Below are 14918 nucleotides of genomic sequence, written 5' to 3' on the forward strand. Positions count from 1 at the left end.
AAGTTATGTCATTTTTTGATAGAAAAAAGAAAGACAACGATGATAATTATTCTGATCCGAATAATTCTTCTTATCAGATACCTCAACAACCAGACCAAAATAATTTTGATCCTAGTCAAGGCCAATTCAATAATGACCCGAATATGGGGATGGGGACTCAATTTATACCTAACAATCAAGATTTTAATAATGGCAACAATAATTATTACTTTGGGGCACAAGAACCTCAATCTCAAGCGCAGGCACCTGTTCAACCAAATCAGCCAGATAATGAAGATTGGGAATACACTGAACAAAGTTTACAAAATACTTTGGATCAAAGTGCTGACCTTAAGTCGCAATTACGTAGTCAATTATTAGCTGACCGTAGTTATTGCAACCATCTTTTAAGAACAGTTGGTAGTGATCAAGTAGATGAGAGAAGACAAGCAACAGACCGCATCAATGATATCAACGATTCATTAAAAGAGTGGTTCGGAACTGATGAGATGGCCAATGAGATCTATTTAGATCCTAATACAAATTATTTCGTCTTTACCGATGATTTGCCTGCCAATCCAGATAGTAACGTCACAGCAATGTGGCAACAGATGACAATGACTTTAGCTGATCGGGGATTATTGGCTAATGCAATCTCTGTTACTTACAATGACCAAATCGATGCAACTTGGATGAATTATCAGAATGCTGGTTTTGTTGATGGAAATGCTTATTTATTGAATATGTACAATGATTTACAAGGTCGTAATTTAAATGTTTCTATCACGCCCGCTGAAATACCATTTGATGCAGATTATCGTGTTCAACATGTGACTGATAAAGTTGATAAAATTTTGGATGCTAATGATAAATTAGTCATGGAAGTTTCTCGTGATTCCAATCATCAATTACAAATTATTCGTCACTACAAAGATGATCAACTATTGAGTCGTGACATTTTTGATGTTAATGGAGTTATTTCGGCTACCCAATTTTACGATCATCGTAATGCCAATAAAGTAGTTCGCGAAAACTTCTATCGTCAGGATGGAACACTTGTCTTGATTAAGAGTTATACAGGTGACGAACCTTATATTCAGCTCTTCAGTGAAGGCAACGTCTTGATAAGTACATTTGACAGTGATGAAGATTTAATCGTCTGGTGGCTTAAAAACCAGGCTTTGAAGCAGAGCACATCGACTATCTTTGTTTCAATTGGATCGGACTTCTATAAGAAACTTTTGTCACTACGTGATAGTGGAATTGAAGTTATTCCAATTGTGATGAAACAGAGTGAAAATGCTGATCAAATTTCCAACTTGATTGATGGCACTGATAAAGTTTCTGCAGTGATTGCGGGAACTGATCAAGTAAATACTTACTTGAATAAGAATGCTAAGAATAAGATGGACATCACAACTTTAAAGGAAATTGAAACACCAATTTATAAAGAACAAAAATAAATTTTCATTAAAAATATTTTTTCATGAGAATGATGCCAAAAATTAGTCTTTTGGGCTAAATTAAGTGTCACTCTCTTTTTTTTATTGGCAATATCGTGTAAAATGTAGATTGTTAAAGAAATGAAAAGAGGATCATATAAATGGCAAAATTAGTTTTCATTCGTCACGGACAAAGTGAATGGAATTTATCAAACCAATTTACTGGTTGGGTTGATGTTGACTTAAGTGAAGAAGGTGTAAAGCAAGCTCAAAATGCTGGTAAACTTCTTAAAGAATCTGGCATCCAATTTGACCAAGCTTATACATCAGTATTGACACGTGCTATCAAGACATTGCACTACGCTCTTGAAGGCTGTGACCAATTATGGATTCCTGAAACAAAGACATGGAGACTTAACGAACGTCACTACGGTGCACTTCAAGGTCTTAACAAAGCTGAAACAGCTGAAAAATACGGTGATGAACAAGTTCATATCTGGAGACGTTCATACGATACATTACCTCCACTATTGAAAGCTACTGACGAAGGTTCAGCAGCTAACGATCGTCGTTACGCAAACTTGGACCCAAGAATCATTCCTGGTGGCGAAAATCTTAAAGTTACTTTGGAACGTGTAATTCCATTCTGGGAAGATGAAATCGCTCCTAAGCTATTAGACGGCAAGAACGTAATCATCGCTGCCCATGGTAACTCACTACGTGCTTTGACTAAGTACATCGAAAACATCAGTGATGCTGACATTATGGATGTTGAAATGACTACTGGTGAACCAGTTGTTTATGACTTGGATGACAAGTTGAACGTTGTAAGTAAGAAGAAGCTTAACTAATTTTTGATTAGTTGAATATTAATAAAAAACGCCTATATACAGAGTAAATCTGTGTGGGCGTTTTTTTGTATAAATGGTGAATAAAGGAGATAGTAAAATTTTTAGACGAATAAAACAAGACGGACCGACCTGTTTAATTTATGAATTCATTAATGGTTGGATTGAAGTCAATATTTGAGACAGGTTTTAAGAGACATTCAGAACCGCGTTTACCTTCCACAGCTCAAATAAATCATTAATCGTGATTAATAACTTATTTGAACCCTGGAAAGCATTAAATCAGGCGGCCATTTGGCTCGCAAGTGTTGCGATTTCAACTTGTAAGGGGGTCTGGTAGCCCAGTGAACTATGAATTCTCTTCCTATTGTAGAAAGCATGCACATATTCAAAAAGGACAGCAGCGGCAGTTTCATAATTCTCAAAGACCGGCACTGGATAAACACATTCCTTTTTGAGGGAAGCATGAAAAGATTCCATTGGTGCATTATCGTATGGACACCCCTTACGGCTGTAAGAGTGGCGGATATGTAGTTCTGTTAACCGTTGGTTGTAATCATCGCTGGTGTACTGTGATCCTAAGTCTGTGTGGATAATCAGGTCCCCAGTAATGGTTCGATTTTTAACCGCGCTTTCCAGGGTCTTTAAGACTAAATCAGTATCCATCTTTTTTGAGAATGAATAGCCGATAATTCGTCTTGAGTGCAGATCCATGATGGTTGATAAGTAACACCAGCCATTACGCTTCGTTTGAATATAGGTCATATCAGCGGTCCATTTTTGATTTAAACCAGTGGTCGAGAAATCCTGCTTAAGCAAGTTGGGACGCTGTTCAACCTTGGTTTTGGAAGCCGAAGCCGCTTTCCATTTATTGACGGTAACGGAGTGGATATCCAGTTCCTTCATGAGCCGGGAAATCCGTCTTGGGCTGCACCGACGCTGCAGTGGTTGAAGTTCCAGATTCAATTCATGGTGGATCTTCATAACACCGTATCGCTGCTTAAATTCCGCAAAGATCCGCAGAATCCGTTGTTTTAAGTCCGCATCTTCGGCCCGGCGTTTTGAAGGCTTTGGGGATCGATAACGATAATACTGAGCTCTGGAAACACCGAGGATTCGGCACATCTTAGTTACCTGGTGGTGATGGCTTTCTTGGTGAATGTAATCAAAAATATTGGTTACTTCTGCGCAAGGAAGCCCAGGGCTTTTTTTAGGATTTCGTTCTCCTCAGACAGGGAAGCCAGCCGCTTTTCCATCGCTTTAATTTCGTCTGGCGATTTACCGGATTGAGTTTTGGCTTGGCCCTGGATCCACTTATGAACGGTTGAATAGCCAATGCCATATTCTCTGGCCAGTTGGGCAGCTGATTCGCCTTGCTTATATAGGTTGATGATGTTTTGTTTGAATTCTTTGTCGTAACGAGTTGGCATGTAAAAATTCCTTCCTTTTGAGAGACGATTTATTCATTATACCCTCTCTTAAAAGTTGTCTCAGGAATCAGCTTACATCCACAAAAAAGTATTTAAGAAAAAAGAAGATCAATAAAAATAGTTAATCTAAAAAGCACAAAGTCTAGTTGATGACTTTGTGTTTTTATATTATCGAGTCTATTATTTTTGAACTGGACTGATATTGTGTACAATGATATGTGAGAGGGGGTAATAATATGGCAATGAAACCCCAGAAAATCGTTAAAATACTACGACAACATGGTTTTGTTAAAAAGTCGCAGAATGGATCGCACTTAAAAATGTATAATCCCGATACCAATGTGACGCTACCAGTACCAATTCATCATGATAAAGAGCTCGAACATGGAATTGAGAGCAAAATTTTGAAACAGGCTGGCATTAAGGTTACCGATATTTAAATAAGGTTATGTAATGGACTTTTCGTTGAAAGAGTCATTACATAGCCTTATTTTTGTATCAAAACTTAAATTAATACAACAAGTTAAAAAAGTGCTGACGAATCTAGATTTGGATGGTATTTTTTTAAACAGAGGAGGAGGCCTATGAAAATTAAGTATCAACTAATCGATGATTATGCCGCTGATGAAATTGGAATTTGCATGCATCCTAAGAATCATGGATTGATTTCAACTATTGAAAAGAATTTGGAGACGAAATATTTAGAAGTAATTGATCCTAAAAACAGCCGACAGTCAAAATTAAGAATTGAAGATGTTCTTGTCATTGAAGCTATGGATAATTTGTCCAAACTTTATACCACTGACAAAGACGTTTTTTATTTGAAGGGTAGATTGAAGAATTTAGAATATTTAACAAAATATGGAATTTTGAGAATAAGCAATTCAGTTATGATCAATTTGAATAAAATCGTCAGTTTTAAAAATGGGAAGTACGCGCGCTTAGAAGTTTACACTGCCAATGAAGAAAGTTTTGTTGTCAGTCGACACTTTGGTAAAAAAATTCGGGAGTATTTAAGATGATTAAACAATATAAGAATCGCTTTATTCAAGGAACTCTACTGACAATTATTTGGATTGTTTTTCTAACCGGATTTACAAGGCAAACAATGGAGGTAACGTTCTTTTGGAATATTTTGCTAATTTCCGCTAGTTTGAGTGTGATATTTGGTGTTATTTATCCGTATATTTGGAATTACAGTACTTGGATTGCGCCAATTAGTATTATTCTGTCTTCGGTAATAAATTTTTTGACAGGTTATTTTGTTTTATATCTTTATTCAAAAGTTCTTTTTCAACTAATATTGCCATATTGGTTAGCAGTCCTATGTGTGACGCTACTTCTTCATGTAATCTTTTTTTATTTTTATAGAAAATATCAAAATGAAAAAATGGCACGGGAGTTGAATCGATTGCATCAACGTTAATGCTTTGGTTGCCAACGACATTAAAAGAAGTCTACTATTAGAAGTGTACTTTTTTGAGAGAGGCTTAATTATGAAAAGCAAACATAATATTTTGACATTGTTTGCGACCAGTTTCATGTCGTTCATGCAATTGCTTGATGCCAGTATCGTTAATGTGGCGATACCTAGCTTAACCAAAGATTTACATGTACCAATGAATCGGGCCGAATGGATTGTGTCGGTTTATCTGATTATGATTTGTATGTTATTACTGTTCTGGGGAAGAATGGCTGATCAAATCGGATATATTAAAATTTTCCAAATGGGAACTATTTTCTTTACGATTGGCTCATTAATTTGTGCTATGAGTCCATCGTTATACACATTATTATTCGGGCGAATTGTCCAAGGACTTGGAGCCAGTATGAGTATGGCTACTAATATTGGTATTATCGCGATGATCTTCCCAATGAGTCAGCGCGGCCGAGCTTATGGTATCAACAGTATCATTGCCCAATTAGGAAATATCTCAGGACCTGGTTTAGGCGGGTTAGTACTAAGTGTTTTATCTTGGCATTGGATTTTCATTATCAATATTCCGATTGGAATTATTGTTTATATTTATGGTCGTTTTATGTTCCCTAGGGAAAATCGTAGGGTTAAAACAGTATCTTATGATTGGATTGGTCTAATAACCTATGCCGTTGCAATAGCTACTTTCTTTGTCAGTATCTTTATGGGACAAGATATTGGTTTCAGCAATCGAGCCGTTATACTGACTTTTATAATTAGTTTGGTATTTTGGATTGGATTTTTCTATGCCGAGAAACATATTAAATCACCGTTGATCAATTTCAAGATTTTTAAAATATCTCGTTTAACTTTAAGTCTAATTAGTGCTTTGATAGTATTTTCAATTGGATATTATGCTAACGTTATAATGCCGTTTTATTTAACTGACTTTAGATCATTAAGTACGTCATTGACCGGATTGATTATGATGGCAATCCCGTTTGCTAACGTAATTGCTGCACCGATTGCAGGTTACTTTACGGATAAATATAACGCCGCTAGTGTCTCGATTGTTAACTTGTTCATCTACGCCATTCCCATTATATTTTTGATGCGGGTCTCAAAAACAGATAGTTTGATTGTTTTCACGTTCATGTTACTGTTCCTTGGAATTGGTAATGGTGGATTTCAAAATAATCCAATGATTATGGGTTACGCACCCCAAGAATACCAGGGAATTGCTGGTAGTTTAGCTGCCTTATTTAGAAACCTTGGTATGGGTATTGGTGTCAGTATAGCGACGACTAGCCTATATTATGGTATGAGTTTAAAAGCTGGCAAGCAGATTGCTTATTATCCAACAGCTCATCCAAGGTGGTTTTTAAGCGGCATGCATTTTGCTTATTTGACAGCATTATTATTACTAATTGTCGCAATCATTTTGGTTTATCTGATTCATCGAATTGATAAGCATAACGACGCTATGAATAAGAAACAATAGCTAAATTAGAAATCATTATTACAGAAGAATCTCAAAAGTAACAATTCGGATAAATTAATTGCTAACTTTGTCTCACTAACTTTCTTTCTAGTATAATATAGTGAAAATAGATAGTAAGAAAGGCGGTAGGGCAATGGAACCAATTTATAATTTTAGGGAAACTGAGATGAATGGTGGGATTATTAATTTCAGAGATTATCAAGGTAAGGTTCTGTTAATCGTTAATACCGCAAGCAAATGTGGTTTAGCACCGCAACTTGAATCAATTGAAAAACTTTATAATAAATATCGAGCTCAGGGTCTTGAGGTTCTGGGACTTCCTTCTAATCAATTTCATCAAGAACTTGATAGTGATGAGGAGACAAGCGATTTTTGTCAAATGCATTACGGAGTGACTTTTCCCATGACTCGTAAAGTAATTGTGAATGGTCTGGATGAAGATCCACTATTCACATACTTAAAAGATCAATCAGGGAAGGGTCGAATCAAGTGGAATTTTACTAAGTTCTTGATTGATAAAGAGGGTAATCTGTTGAAACGTTTTGCTCCAATCACAAAACCTGAAAAAATGGAAAGTTTAATTATAGATGCTCTAAAAAAATAGATCTCACAATCGTGAGGTCTATTTCTTTTCCTTTGTAAAATTCAACATATATTCAACTGCTTCATCTAAGGATTTTAGGTGATGTTTTTGACGAATTTCTTCTAATTTTTTCTGTGATTTCTCACTTAATTTTGAAACAGAAACCTTTTTCTCTGGTTTACTCATTGTCTAATTACCTTTCTAATGGGAGTGCTTTAATTAATAATTCTAATATAGAGGCATGTTTTAAGGCAAATAAGTTGTTTTATTTACAAATTAAATAAATTGTGCTAAAAATTTTCTAGTGGTAGGCTTACTTCAACGTTAGTTCTATAAAAATAGATGGGATATATTTATATTGTGATTTCGTTTATCAAACGTTAATTAAGTGAAATGGTGGTGAGAATATGTTTTTAGCGATAAAGGAAATTCTCCACAATAAAACAAGATATTTCTTGGTTGTTTTCACAGTCTTTCTAATCAGTTATATGGTTTTTTTTCTAACTAGTTTAGCTGTAGGATTGGCAAGGGGAAATAGAACGGCAGTCGATCAATGGAATGCCGAATCTGTAGTTGTTTCAAGCTATTCTAATAAAAGTTTGACAGTGTCAAATATTCCCGAAAGTTCTTATAAGGACTATGAGAGTAAAAATGTTGTACCGGTTGGTCAGATGACAGTCGTTACAAAACTTAAAGGGTCAGATAAGAAAATTAATACCAACATTTTCGGTGTAAACTGGAATAGTTTTATCAGTCCCAAATTGACGGCTGGTCGAATGCCGAAGAATGGTAAAGAGGTCATTGCTGATTCAAAATTGGAAAATGATAATATTAAGCTTAATTCTGAGATAAAGATCAATGGCAGTAAAGATCTCTACAAGGTTGTTGGTTTGACCGAGGATAATAGTTTCTTCACGGTACCAATCATCTTTACTAATATGAATACTTTTAGAACTTTGAAGTACGGTTCGAATCAAGCAAAGAATATCAGTGCCTTAGTAATTCGTGATAAGACCAAGATTAAAAAATCAGGATTGTCACAAATTACGATTCCTGATTTGATTAATCATATTCCAGGATATACGGCACAAATTATGGTCTTTGCCTTTATGATAGGTGCAATGATTATTATTACTTTCTTGATTATCGGAATTTTCATGTACATCATAACGATTCAAAAGATTAGTCTCTATGGTGTCATGAGAGCCCAAGGTATCAGAACAGCTCGGATCATAGCGGCGTTATTCTATCAGATTTTGATTTTAACCGCACTTGGAGCTGGTTTGGCCTTAGTAGCGATTGCCGCAACTCAGTTGGGATTACCAAAGACAGTGCCGTTCTACAGTAATTGGCCAGCATATGGATTATTGACCTTAGCAATTATGGTCATGGCGCTATTAGGTGGAACTCTATCAATGCGTAAAGTTTTGAAAATCGATCCATTATCAGCTATCGAAGGGGGTTAAACTTATGCATTTAATTGAAGTTAAAGATGTAGTTAAACAATACGGTTCAGGTCGAACCTTAGTCGAAGCATTACATAAAACTAATTTTACCCTCGATGAAGGTGAATTCAACGCTATTATTGGACCATCTGGTTCTGGTAAAACGACGTTATTAACCATTTTGGGACTATTGCAAACACCAACCTCCGGTGAAATCTATGTCGGTGGAAAAGATGTTACTAAGTTGAGTTCTAAAAAGAAAACCGACTTACGTTTTAATAAGTTTGGTTTCATCTTACAGGCATCCAATTTGATTCCCTTTTTGACAGTTAAAGAACAATTCAAATTAGTTGATAAATTTACCTCCAGCCATAGGGAGACAATGAATCAGGCTGATTTGTTAAAAATGCTAGATCTGACTGATGTAGCAACTAATTATCCTAGCAATTTATCTGGTGGTGAACGTCAACGCGCTGCAATTGCCAGAGCTTTATATAATAATCCTGACGTGATTTTAGCGGATGAACCAACGGCTAGTTTGGATTCAGAAAGAGCTAACCAAGTGGTAAGTTTATTAGCTAAGATTGCTCATGAATATCATCGAGGTGTGATTATGATTACCCATGATACACGTTTGTTAACGCCGACCGATCGGGTATTCGTTATGCGAGATGGTACCTTAACGGAACAGAAAAAGGGATAAAAAGGACCTCAACCGATTTGGTTGGGGCTTTTTATTCGTCACACAAAGATCGTTCGATTAAATTGTGATCAACATGAGTATCACCCCAAGTACAGATGGCATCCAAGATAGGAATCAGGGATTTACCGTTTTCACTTAAATGGTATTCAACGTGTGGTTCAGCAGTTTTAAAGTCATGTCTGATAATGAGTCCGTCAGTTTCCAGTTCGCGTAGTTGATTAGCTAATGTTTTATGTGAAACATTTTGAATATGTCGTTGTAATTCACCAAAGCGACCCTGACCAGTTTCGGCTAATTCATAGAGAATGATGATTTTCCATTTTCCTTGAATCATTTGCATAGTGGCATCAAACTCGTTTAAATATTTTGCCATAAGTTTCCCTCTTAGTTTTCCACAGCTAGTAACCTGAAAGTGCGTACTTGTTGTTCATAATACCTGCAATTATACTTTAAAGCGTTGAAAAAATCTTTTTAAGTATCGAGGATATAAATATGAAAAAATTAGTTGTAATAACAGGTGCAAGTTCAGGTTTTGGTGCTGAAATTGCTAAAATTTTTAATGCTGATGGGTTTCCATTGTTGCTACTAGGACGTAGAATGGAAAAACTTCAAGAAGTAGCTACAGGTATGGAAAACGTCATGCTTGATTCGGTTGATGTTACTGACTATAAACAATTTGAAAAGGCCGTTCGCAAAGCTGAAACTAAATATGGTAAAACTGACCTTTTGGTCAATAATGCCGGTGTCATGCTGTTAGGAAATGTTCAAAATCAAAATCCGCAAGAATGGCAAACAATGTTGGACACTAATGTTATGGGTGTTCTGAATGGTACGCAAATTGTTTTAAATGACATGCGTGAACGCAAACACGGTACAATTTTGAATATGTCATCAATTGCTGGTAAGAAAACATTTGTTAATCATGCTGCTTATGTAGCCTCCAAATTTGGTGTTCATGGCTTGTCTGAAACTATTCGTGAAGAAAACTCTGCTAAAAACGTTCGTATCATGATGGTAGCTCCAGGTGCCGCTGAAACAGAATTGTTAACACATGTGACAAGTAAATCAGCTTTGAAGGATTATGCTGCTTGGGAAGAAACCATGGGTGGAGTAGTACTTGATCCTAAGCATGTTGCTGAAACAGTCAAGTTTATGTATGACATGCCTCAAGAAGTTAATATTCGTGAAGTTGATATTGCGGCTACACGTCAAGATTCATAGAGTAAAAAAGTCTCGATTATAAAAGTTCGAGGCTTTTTTACTGCGCTAATTTAATGGCACGGATATTGACGATGATGATAGAAGTTTTGTCGAAAGTTACTCGACCTTTTTGTGGTTCAATTTTTTGAAGGTAACCTTTGAGATGCTCATAATAACCGGATTCTTCATTGAAATAATTCACATCTACCCTTAAATGGTGCGTGTGCAAATAGTTTAATTGTTTCGTAATATGCTTTTCTTCAGTTACAGTGGAGTATTTTTTACGAGTATAGTCCTTAGTTTTTTCTTTAATGAGACCACTAAAACCTTCTAAAGCACTAAAAGGTGCAAATTGTGCAGCACGATCAATCTGTTCCATTGGTAAATGACGTTTAGAAGGACTATAAGGTAGGTCCATAATGTCTTGATATGCAGAGGTATCGTTAAATATTTGCTGCTCAATCAGTTTTTTTTCGTCCATTAAGCATGATGACCTCCAATCTGATTGTTTCTTTCAATTGTAGTTGAACCTTCTACTAGATCAGAAGCTTTTAAGATAATGTTGCGACTACCGAACTTCTTTTGTAAATCCAGAATAGTTTCCTGAATTTTACGATCGCGATTGCGTTTGATTTGGGAATGCCTATCTTGAATAATTTCCTTTGAAGTATTGGAAAACAAATCCGTCTGTTTAAAAGTTATTTGTTGTTGGGCCAATTTTTCATCAGTTAAATTATTAGCAGTGAGGGTGACACGTCGAATTAGTAATTTACTGTTAATGTTGTCTTCATAAAGCTTTTTGAAAATCTGACGTAGTTCATTAGATGAAGAAGTGAAGGCAGACATTTTAACGTGGTTGTGATCTGGCTTAGGGGTTTTGCGACCATAATAATCATCAACTAGATCACCATTGAAACTGTTGTCGATCTGCAAGCTTTTAATATCGTAATTGACGATCAAACCAACACAATTAGTTACTAATTTTTTTTGAACTAAATCGAGAGCTAGATTATCACTCATGCCACGAACAATCTTTAAACCGTCATCATAGGATGTTGGCTTCATTAGAACTTGACTGGAATAAAGTCCATGATTGTCAGAATGGTAATTCTTAATATCGGTGAGAGTGGTTGTTTCATGACCCCAAGCATGGTCGATCAATAATTCAGCGTTCTTTCCGAATTCACGATAGAGGATTTCTTCGTTCATATCGTCTGACAAGCTTCCTAGAGAACAACGAGCAATATCACCCATTGTTTTCAGTCCTAAATTCTCTAAACGTTTAGAGTAACCACGACCGATACGCCAAAAATCAGTTAGAGGTTGATGAGCCCAAAGCAGTTGACGATATTGATGTTCATTCATTTGAGCAATTCTAACGCCGTCTTGATCAGCAGGGATGTGTTTAGCTACAATATCCATCGCTACTTTAGCCAAATAAAGATTGGTGCCAATACCAGCGGTAGCCGTAATTCCAGTTTCAGTTTGTATCTGTTGAATAATCGTTTTTGCTAATATGTGAGCTGTGATGTCGTGTTGCTCTAGATAATCAGTAACATCCATTAGAACCTCATCGATTGAATAGACATGGATATTTTTGGCTTCGATAAAACGTAGATAAATGCCGTAAATTTCAGCACTCTTTTGCATGTAAAAATTCATTCTTGGTTTAACCACTTTATAGCCAATTTTGAGAGTTGGTGATTTCAATAAGTGTTGGCGGTCGATAGAAGAATACCTAGTTAGACTGTGATGGGGAGCATTATTCATTTTTTCTCGATTAAGTTTGTAGACCATTCTTTCAACTTGAAACAGTCTAGGCCGTCCTGGTACACCGAATTTTTTGAGAGCTGGAGAGACTGCTAGGCAGATGGTTTTATCAGTTCTTGAGTTGTCCGCAACAACTAAATTATCGTTTAAAGGATTTAAATCGTGAGCGATACATTCAACTGAAGCGTAGAACGATTTCAAATCAATTGCCATATAAGTTCTTTCCTTAGTCATTGCCAGTCACCTCTTTAAATATATCCAAACGTATGTTCTTTTTACGATTATACCATTACAATTTGTACGTTTAAACGATTAAGTTTATAATTGAAAGGTAGATAATTATTTTCAGTAAATATCATATTTATACGCTATGAAAGTAAGACATTGCACATTGTGTGGGTCTTATTTTTTATGGAATTTGTAGGGGAAAGAAGTAAGGATATGAGTAGGAATAGAAAAATTCTGGTTACGTTCGCGTTAGTTCTGTCGAATATGATGGCTGGACTTGATGCAACTATTATTAATACTGCCTTGCCAGCAATCATTAGTGATTTGCATGGTATTCAGTATATGGGCTGGATCGTTGCAATTTTTCTTTTGGGGATGGCCGTTTCGACACCGTTATGGAGTAAATTTGGTGAGAAATGTGGAAATAAAGTTGCTTATATTACGGCGACAATTGTCTTCATGATAGGGGCGCTATTCCAAGGATTAGCTCCTAACATTATTTGGTTTATCACCGCTAGAAGTGTCATGGGAATTGGTGCCGGAGGGATGAACACAATTCCTTTTATCATCTATTCACAAATTTTTAAGAATATTAAACGTCGTTCGCAAGTTATTGGAATTGCCTCAGCTGGTTTCAGTGGAACATCAATTATCGGTCCCTTAATAGGTGGCTGGATCGTTGATACTTTCAGCTGGCATTGGGTATTTTATATTAACTTACCGTTAGCATTGCTTTCTATCATCATTATTGCTTTCTTCTTTAAAATCAAAGAAAATCTTAATCATGCCAAAGTTGACTATCACGGTGCCATCCTGATGGTTCTGGGATTGTCTTCAATTTTGGTAGGAATTCAATTGTTAGGTGTCTCCTCGATCTTTGTCACATTAGGATTTATCATTGTGGGGCTACTACTGATATTGTGGATGTCACGAGTTGAGAATCGGGTTGATGATCCAATTGTACCTAACCGTTTATTTAAAAATGAGAAATTAGTAATCGATTTGATTCTGTTTGCTTTATTGTGGGGCTCATTCGTAGCCTTCAATATCTATATTCCTATGTGGGCACAAGGAATCATGGGCTTGAGCGCTTTAATAGGAGGTATGACGCAGATTCCCGGAGCAATCGCTAACTTCATTGGTTCCGAGTTAGAACCTCTGATTCAGCGAAAAATTAGTCGTTACTCGATCATAGGTATCGGGACAATTGCTTTCTTGATCTCGTTTGCTGGATTGTATTTTGCAAAACAAACCGCTAGTTATACTTTTCTGTTAATCATGGGTGTTTTTGAAGGATTTGGTGTTGGTATTTGTTTCAATGCCTTATTGATTGCCGTTCAGTTTGACGTTGAAGCACGAGATGTGCCGATCTCAACTTCATTTGCCTATTTAGTTAGAATCTTGAGTCAAACTTTTATGTCCTCAATCTACGGAGTTATTTTGAACATTGCTTTGATGCGTGGGGTTAGAGAGAGTCATGGAAGTATTACAATGGCAATGATGAACAAGCTAAGTAATGCTGCTGATGCAAAATACTTACCACAACATTTGATTCCTGAAATGAGACAAATCTTTTTCCAAGGGATTCATAGTATTATGTTGACGGCCATGATTTTGATTATTTTGGTTATTATCATTCTGCTATATCTTTTCAGACGTGAATACTTAAATCGTAAGGCTTCATAGAATATGAAGCTTTTTTGTTATAATTGCAGTAATCGCTTACAAGTGGAGAGACTAAATGACAAATATAGAACGTATGCAGCAAGAAAAAGTTTATAATCCAGATGAACCCAAATTGATGCAACAGCAAATAGCTGCTCAAGAGAAAAATGATGCTTACAATGCTTTAAAGAGAAGTGATTTCAAAGGTCGTACGCATTTATTAGAGGAAATGTTTGCTGAAATGGGAACAGATTGTATGATTGAAATCCCATTTTACGCCAACTGGGGTGGGCAACATGTTCACTTTGGTAATGGTATTTACGCTAATTTCAATCTGACTTTAGTTGATGATGGAGATATTTTTGTAGAGGATAATACAATGTTTGGTCCTAATGTGACGATTGCGACTGCAGGGCACCCAATTTATCCACCGTTGCGAGCAAATAAGCATTATCAATTCAATAAGTCGGTTCATATTGGCAAAAATGTTTGGCTAGGTGCTAATGTAACTGTTCTACCCGGTGTAACTATTGGCGATAATACAGTTGTTGGTGCGGGCAGTGTAGTTACAAAAGATTTGCCAGCAAATGTTGTAGCAGTAGGGACACCATGTAAAGTATTAAGGTCGATTGGATCGCATGATCACGATTATTTTTACAAAAATGAAAAACTTGATATCTGGAGTTAGGGAATATTTTTTCAATCTA

The 14918-nt window shown here is 36.2% G+C and carries 18 protein-coding genes; 12 read left to right on the top strand and 6 right to left on the bottom strand.

The features are described from left to right. The first annotated feature begins 5 nt into the window (after window positions 1-5). Window positions 6-1442, top strand: a complete 1437-nt coding sequence (locus ACI6PB_RS02095; RefSeq protein WP_404327693.1) for a hypothetical protein — start codon at window positions 6-8, stop codon at window positions 1440-1442. Window positions 1443-1582: 140 nt separating this feature from the next. Continuing rightward, window positions 1583-2272 carry a 2,3-diphosphoglycerate-dependent phosphoglycerate mutase gene (locus tag ACI6PB_RS02100; protein WP_056955788.1) on the top strand — a complete coding sequence of 230 codons (690 nt, stop codon included), beginning with the start codon at window positions 1583-1585 and terminating at the stop codon, window positions 2270-2272. Between the two features lie 279 nt (window positions 2273-2551). Here the strand turns inward: ACI6PB_RS02100 and ACI6PB_RS02105 are convergent, their stop codons facing one another. Together ACI6PB_RS02105 and ACI6PB_RS02110 are read right to left on the bottom strand one after the other, a co-directional pair. Then, window positions 2552-3442 (bottom strand): IS3 family transposase, encoded by an 891-nt coding sequence (locus tag ACI6PB_RS02105; protein WP_309511209.1) that lies wholly within the window; start codon window positions 3440-3442, stop codon window positions 2552-2554. Window positions 3443-3447: 5 nt separating this feature from the next. Further along, window positions 3448-3699: an IS3 family transposase gene (locus tag ACI6PB_RS02110; RefSeq protein ID WP_002816285.1), complete on the bottom strand. Its 252-nt coding sequence runs from the start codon at window positions 3697-3699 to the stop codon at window positions 3448-3450. Window positions 3700-3935: 236 nt separating this feature from the next. Here ACI6PB_RS02110 and ACI6PB_RS02115 point away from each other — a divergent pair, with 236 nt between their 5' ends. The 5 genes from ACI6PB_RS02115 to ACI6PB_RS02135 all read left to right on the top strand — a co-directional run bounded on the left by ACI6PB_RS02115 (window position 3936) and on the right by ACI6PB_RS02135 (window position 7221). Beyond that, window positions 3936-4139 carry a type II toxin-antitoxin system HicA family toxin gene (locus ACI6PB_RS02115; RefSeq protein ID WP_025086359.1) on the top strand — a complete coding sequence of 68 codons (204 nt, stop codon included), beginning with the start codon at window positions 3936-3938 and terminating at the stop codon, window positions 4137-4139. A 144-nt stretch (window positions 4140-4283) separates the two neighbouring features. Beyond that, window positions 4284-4721: a LytTR family DNA-binding domain-containing protein gene (locus tag ACI6PB_RS02120; protein WP_309510472.1), complete on the top strand. Its 438-nt coding sequence runs from the start codon at window positions 4284-4286 to the stop codon at window positions 4719-4721. Then, window positions 4718-5125 carry a hypothetical protein gene (locus ACI6PB_RS02125; RefSeq protein WP_309510471.1) on the top strand — a complete coding sequence of 136 codons (408 nt, stop codon included), beginning with the start codon at window positions 4718-4720 and terminating at the stop codon, window positions 5123-5125. Before ACI6PB_RS02120 ends, ACI6PB_RS02125 begins: the two co-directional genes overlap by 4 nt. A 70-nt stretch (window positions 5126-5195) precedes the next feature. Then, window positions 5196-6617, top strand: a complete 1422-nt coding sequence (locus ACI6PB_RS02130) for an MFS transporter (protein WP_404327694.1) — start codon at window positions 5196-5198, stop codon at window positions 6615-6617. Window positions 6618-6750: 133 nt separating this feature from the next. Continuing rightward, complete coding sequence (locus ACI6PB_RS02135; protein ID WP_404279340.1) at window positions 6751-7221, top strand: glutathione peroxidase; 471 nt, start codon at window positions 6751-6753, stop codon at window positions 7219-7221. Window positions 7222-7239: 18 nt separating this feature from the next. Here ACI6PB_RS02135 and ACI6PB_RS02140 read toward each other — a convergent pair whose 3' ends face one another. After that, window positions 7240-7386, bottom strand: a complete 147-nt coding sequence (locus ACI6PB_RS02140; protein WP_156407838.1) for a hypothetical protein — start codon at window positions 7384-7386, stop codon at window positions 7240-7242. 221 nt (window positions 7387-7607) lie between these two features. Between ACI6PB_RS02140 and ACI6PB_RS02145 the strand changes: the two genes are divergently transcribed. Both ACI6PB_RS02145 and ACI6PB_RS02150 read left to right on the top strand, forming a co-directional pair. Continuing rightward, window positions 7608-8666: an FtsX-like permease family protein gene (locus tag ACI6PB_RS02145; RefSeq protein ID WP_025085878.1), complete on the top strand. Its 1059-nt coding sequence runs from the start codon at window positions 7608-7610 to the stop codon at window positions 8664-8666. Between the two features lie 4 nt (window positions 8667-8670). Further along, window positions 8671-9348: an ABC transporter ATP-binding protein gene (locus ACI6PB_RS02150; protein ID WP_025085877.1), complete on the top strand. Its 678-nt coding sequence runs from the start codon at window positions 8671-8673 to the stop codon at window positions 9346-9348. A gap of 31 nt (window positions 9349-9379) precedes the next feature. On the opposite strand, the gene ACI6PB_RS02155 is transcribed toward ACI6PB_RS02150, so the two are convergent. Further along, window positions 9380-9721, bottom strand: a complete 342-nt coding sequence (locus ACI6PB_RS02155) for a helix-turn-helix domain-containing protein (protein WP_025085876.1) — start codon at window positions 9719-9721, stop codon at window positions 9380-9382. Window positions 9722-9840: 119 nt separating this feature from the next. Between ACI6PB_RS02155 and ACI6PB_RS02160 the strand changes: the two genes are divergently transcribed. Beyond that, window positions 9841-10569 (top strand): SDR family oxidoreductase, encoded by a 729-nt coding sequence (locus tag ACI6PB_RS02160; protein WP_025085875.1) that lies wholly within the window; start codon window positions 9841-9843, stop codon window positions 10567-10569. A gap of 37 nt (window positions 10570-10606) precedes the next feature. Here ACI6PB_RS02160 and ACI6PB_RS02165 read toward each other — a convergent pair whose 3' ends face one another. After that, window positions 10607-11029, bottom strand: coding sequence for a hypothetical protein (locus ACI6PB_RS02165; protein WP_025085874.1), 423 nt, complete (start codon window positions 11027-11029; stop codon window positions 10607-10609). Next, the gene (locus ACI6PB_RS02170; protein ID WP_025085873.1) at window positions 11029-12552 is read right to left on the bottom strand and encodes a LytTR family transcriptional regulator; all 1524 of its coding nucleotides are present in this window, start codon (window positions 12550-12552) and stop codon (window positions 11029-11031) included. The genes ACI6PB_RS02165 and ACI6PB_RS02170 overlap by 1 nt, the downstream gene beginning before the upstream one ends. A gap of 207 nt (window positions 12553-12759) precedes the next feature. Between ACI6PB_RS02170 and ACI6PB_RS02175 the strand changes: the two genes are divergently transcribed. Continuing rightward, window positions 12760-14232, top strand: coding sequence for an MFS transporter (locus tag ACI6PB_RS02175; RefSeq protein ID WP_404280917.1), 1473 nt, complete (start codon window positions 12760-12762; stop codon window positions 14230-14232). A gap of 55 nt (window positions 14233-14287) precedes the next feature. After that, entirely contained in the window at window positions 14288-14899 is a 612-nt protein-coding gene (locus tag ACI6PB_RS02180; protein ID WP_025085871.1) for a sugar O-acetyltransferase, read from the top strand. Window positions 14900-14918: the final 19 nt, after the last annotated feature.

This window comes from Companilactobacillus paralimentarius (genome assembly GCF_963227125.1).
Classification (GTDB): domain Bacteria; phylum Bacillota; class Bacilli; order Lactobacillales; family Lactobacillaceae; genus Companilactobacillus; species Companilactobacillus paralimentarius.

What these genes read in the sequence shown, in the direction of transcription:
- ACI6PB_RS02095 (WP_404327693.1), top strand. Translation starts at nt 6, where the DNA reads ATGTCATTTTTTGATAGAAAAAAGAAAGACAACGATGATAATTATTCT.
- ACI6PB_RS02100 (WP_056955788.1), top strand. Translation starts at nt 1,583, where the DNA reads ATGGCAAAATTAGTTTTCATTCGTCACGGACAAAGTGAATGGAATTTA.
- ACI6PB_RS02110 (WP_002816285.1), bottom strand. Translation starts at nt 3,699, where the DNA reads ATGCCAACTCGTTACGACAAAGAATTCAAACAAAACATCATCAACCTA.
- ACI6PB_RS02115 (WP_025086359.1), top strand. Translation starts at nt 3,936, where the DNA reads ATGGCAATGAAACCCCAGAAAATCGTTAAAATACTACGACAACATGGT.
- ACI6PB_RS02120 (WP_309510472.1), top strand. Translation starts at nt 4,284, where the DNA reads ATGAAAATTAAGTATCAACTAATCGATGATTATGCCGCTGATGAAATT.
- ACI6PB_RS02125 (WP_309510471.1), top strand. Translation starts at nt 4,718, where the DNA reads ATGATTAAACAATATAAGAATCGCTTTATTCAAGGAACTCTACTGACA.
- ACI6PB_RS02130 (WP_404327694.1), top strand. Translation starts at nt 5,196, where the DNA reads ATGAAAAGCAAACATAATATTTTGACATTGTTTGCGACCAGTTTCATG.
- ACI6PB_RS02135 (WP_404279340.1), top strand. Translation starts at nt 6,751, where the DNA reads ATGGAACCAATTTATAATTTTAGGGAAACTGAGATGAATGGTGGGATT.
- ACI6PB_RS02140 (WP_156407838.1), bottom strand. Translation starts at nt 7,386, where the DNA reads ATGAGTAAACCAGAGAAAAAGGTTTCTGTTTCAAAATTAAGTGAGAAA.
- ACI6PB_RS02145 (WP_025085878.1), top strand. Translation starts at nt 7,608, where the DNA reads ATGTTTTTAGCGATAAAGGAAATTCTCCACAATAAAACAAGATATTTC.
- ACI6PB_RS02150 (WP_025085877.1), top strand. Translation starts at nt 8,671, where the DNA reads ATGCATTTAATTGAAGTTAAAGATGTAGTTAAACAATACGGTTCAGGT.
- ACI6PB_RS02155 (WP_025085876.1), bottom strand. Translation starts at nt 9,721, where the DNA reads ATGGCAAAATATTTAAACGAGTTTGATGCCACTATGCAAATGATTCAA.
- ACI6PB_RS02160 (WP_025085875.1), top strand. Translation starts at nt 9,841, where the DNA reads ATGAAAAAATTAGTTGTAATAACAGGTGCAAGTTCAGGTTTTGGTGCT.
- ACI6PB_RS02165 (WP_025085874.1), bottom strand. Translation starts at nt 11,029, where the DNA reads ATGGACGAAAAAAAACTGATTGAGCAGCAAATATTTAACGATACCTCT.
- ACI6PB_RS02170 (WP_025085873.1), bottom strand. Translation starts at nt 12,552, where the DNA reads ATGACTAAGGAAAGAACTTATATGGCAATTGATTTGAAATCGTTCTAC.
- ACI6PB_RS02175 (WP_404280917.1), top strand. Translation starts at nt 12,760, where the DNA reads ATGAGTAGGAATAGAAAAATTCTGGTTACGTTCGCGTTAGTTCTGTCG.
- ACI6PB_RS02180 (WP_025085871.1), top strand. Translation starts at nt 14,288, where the DNA reads ATGACAAATATAGAACGTATGCAGCAAGAAAAAGTTTATAATCCAGAT.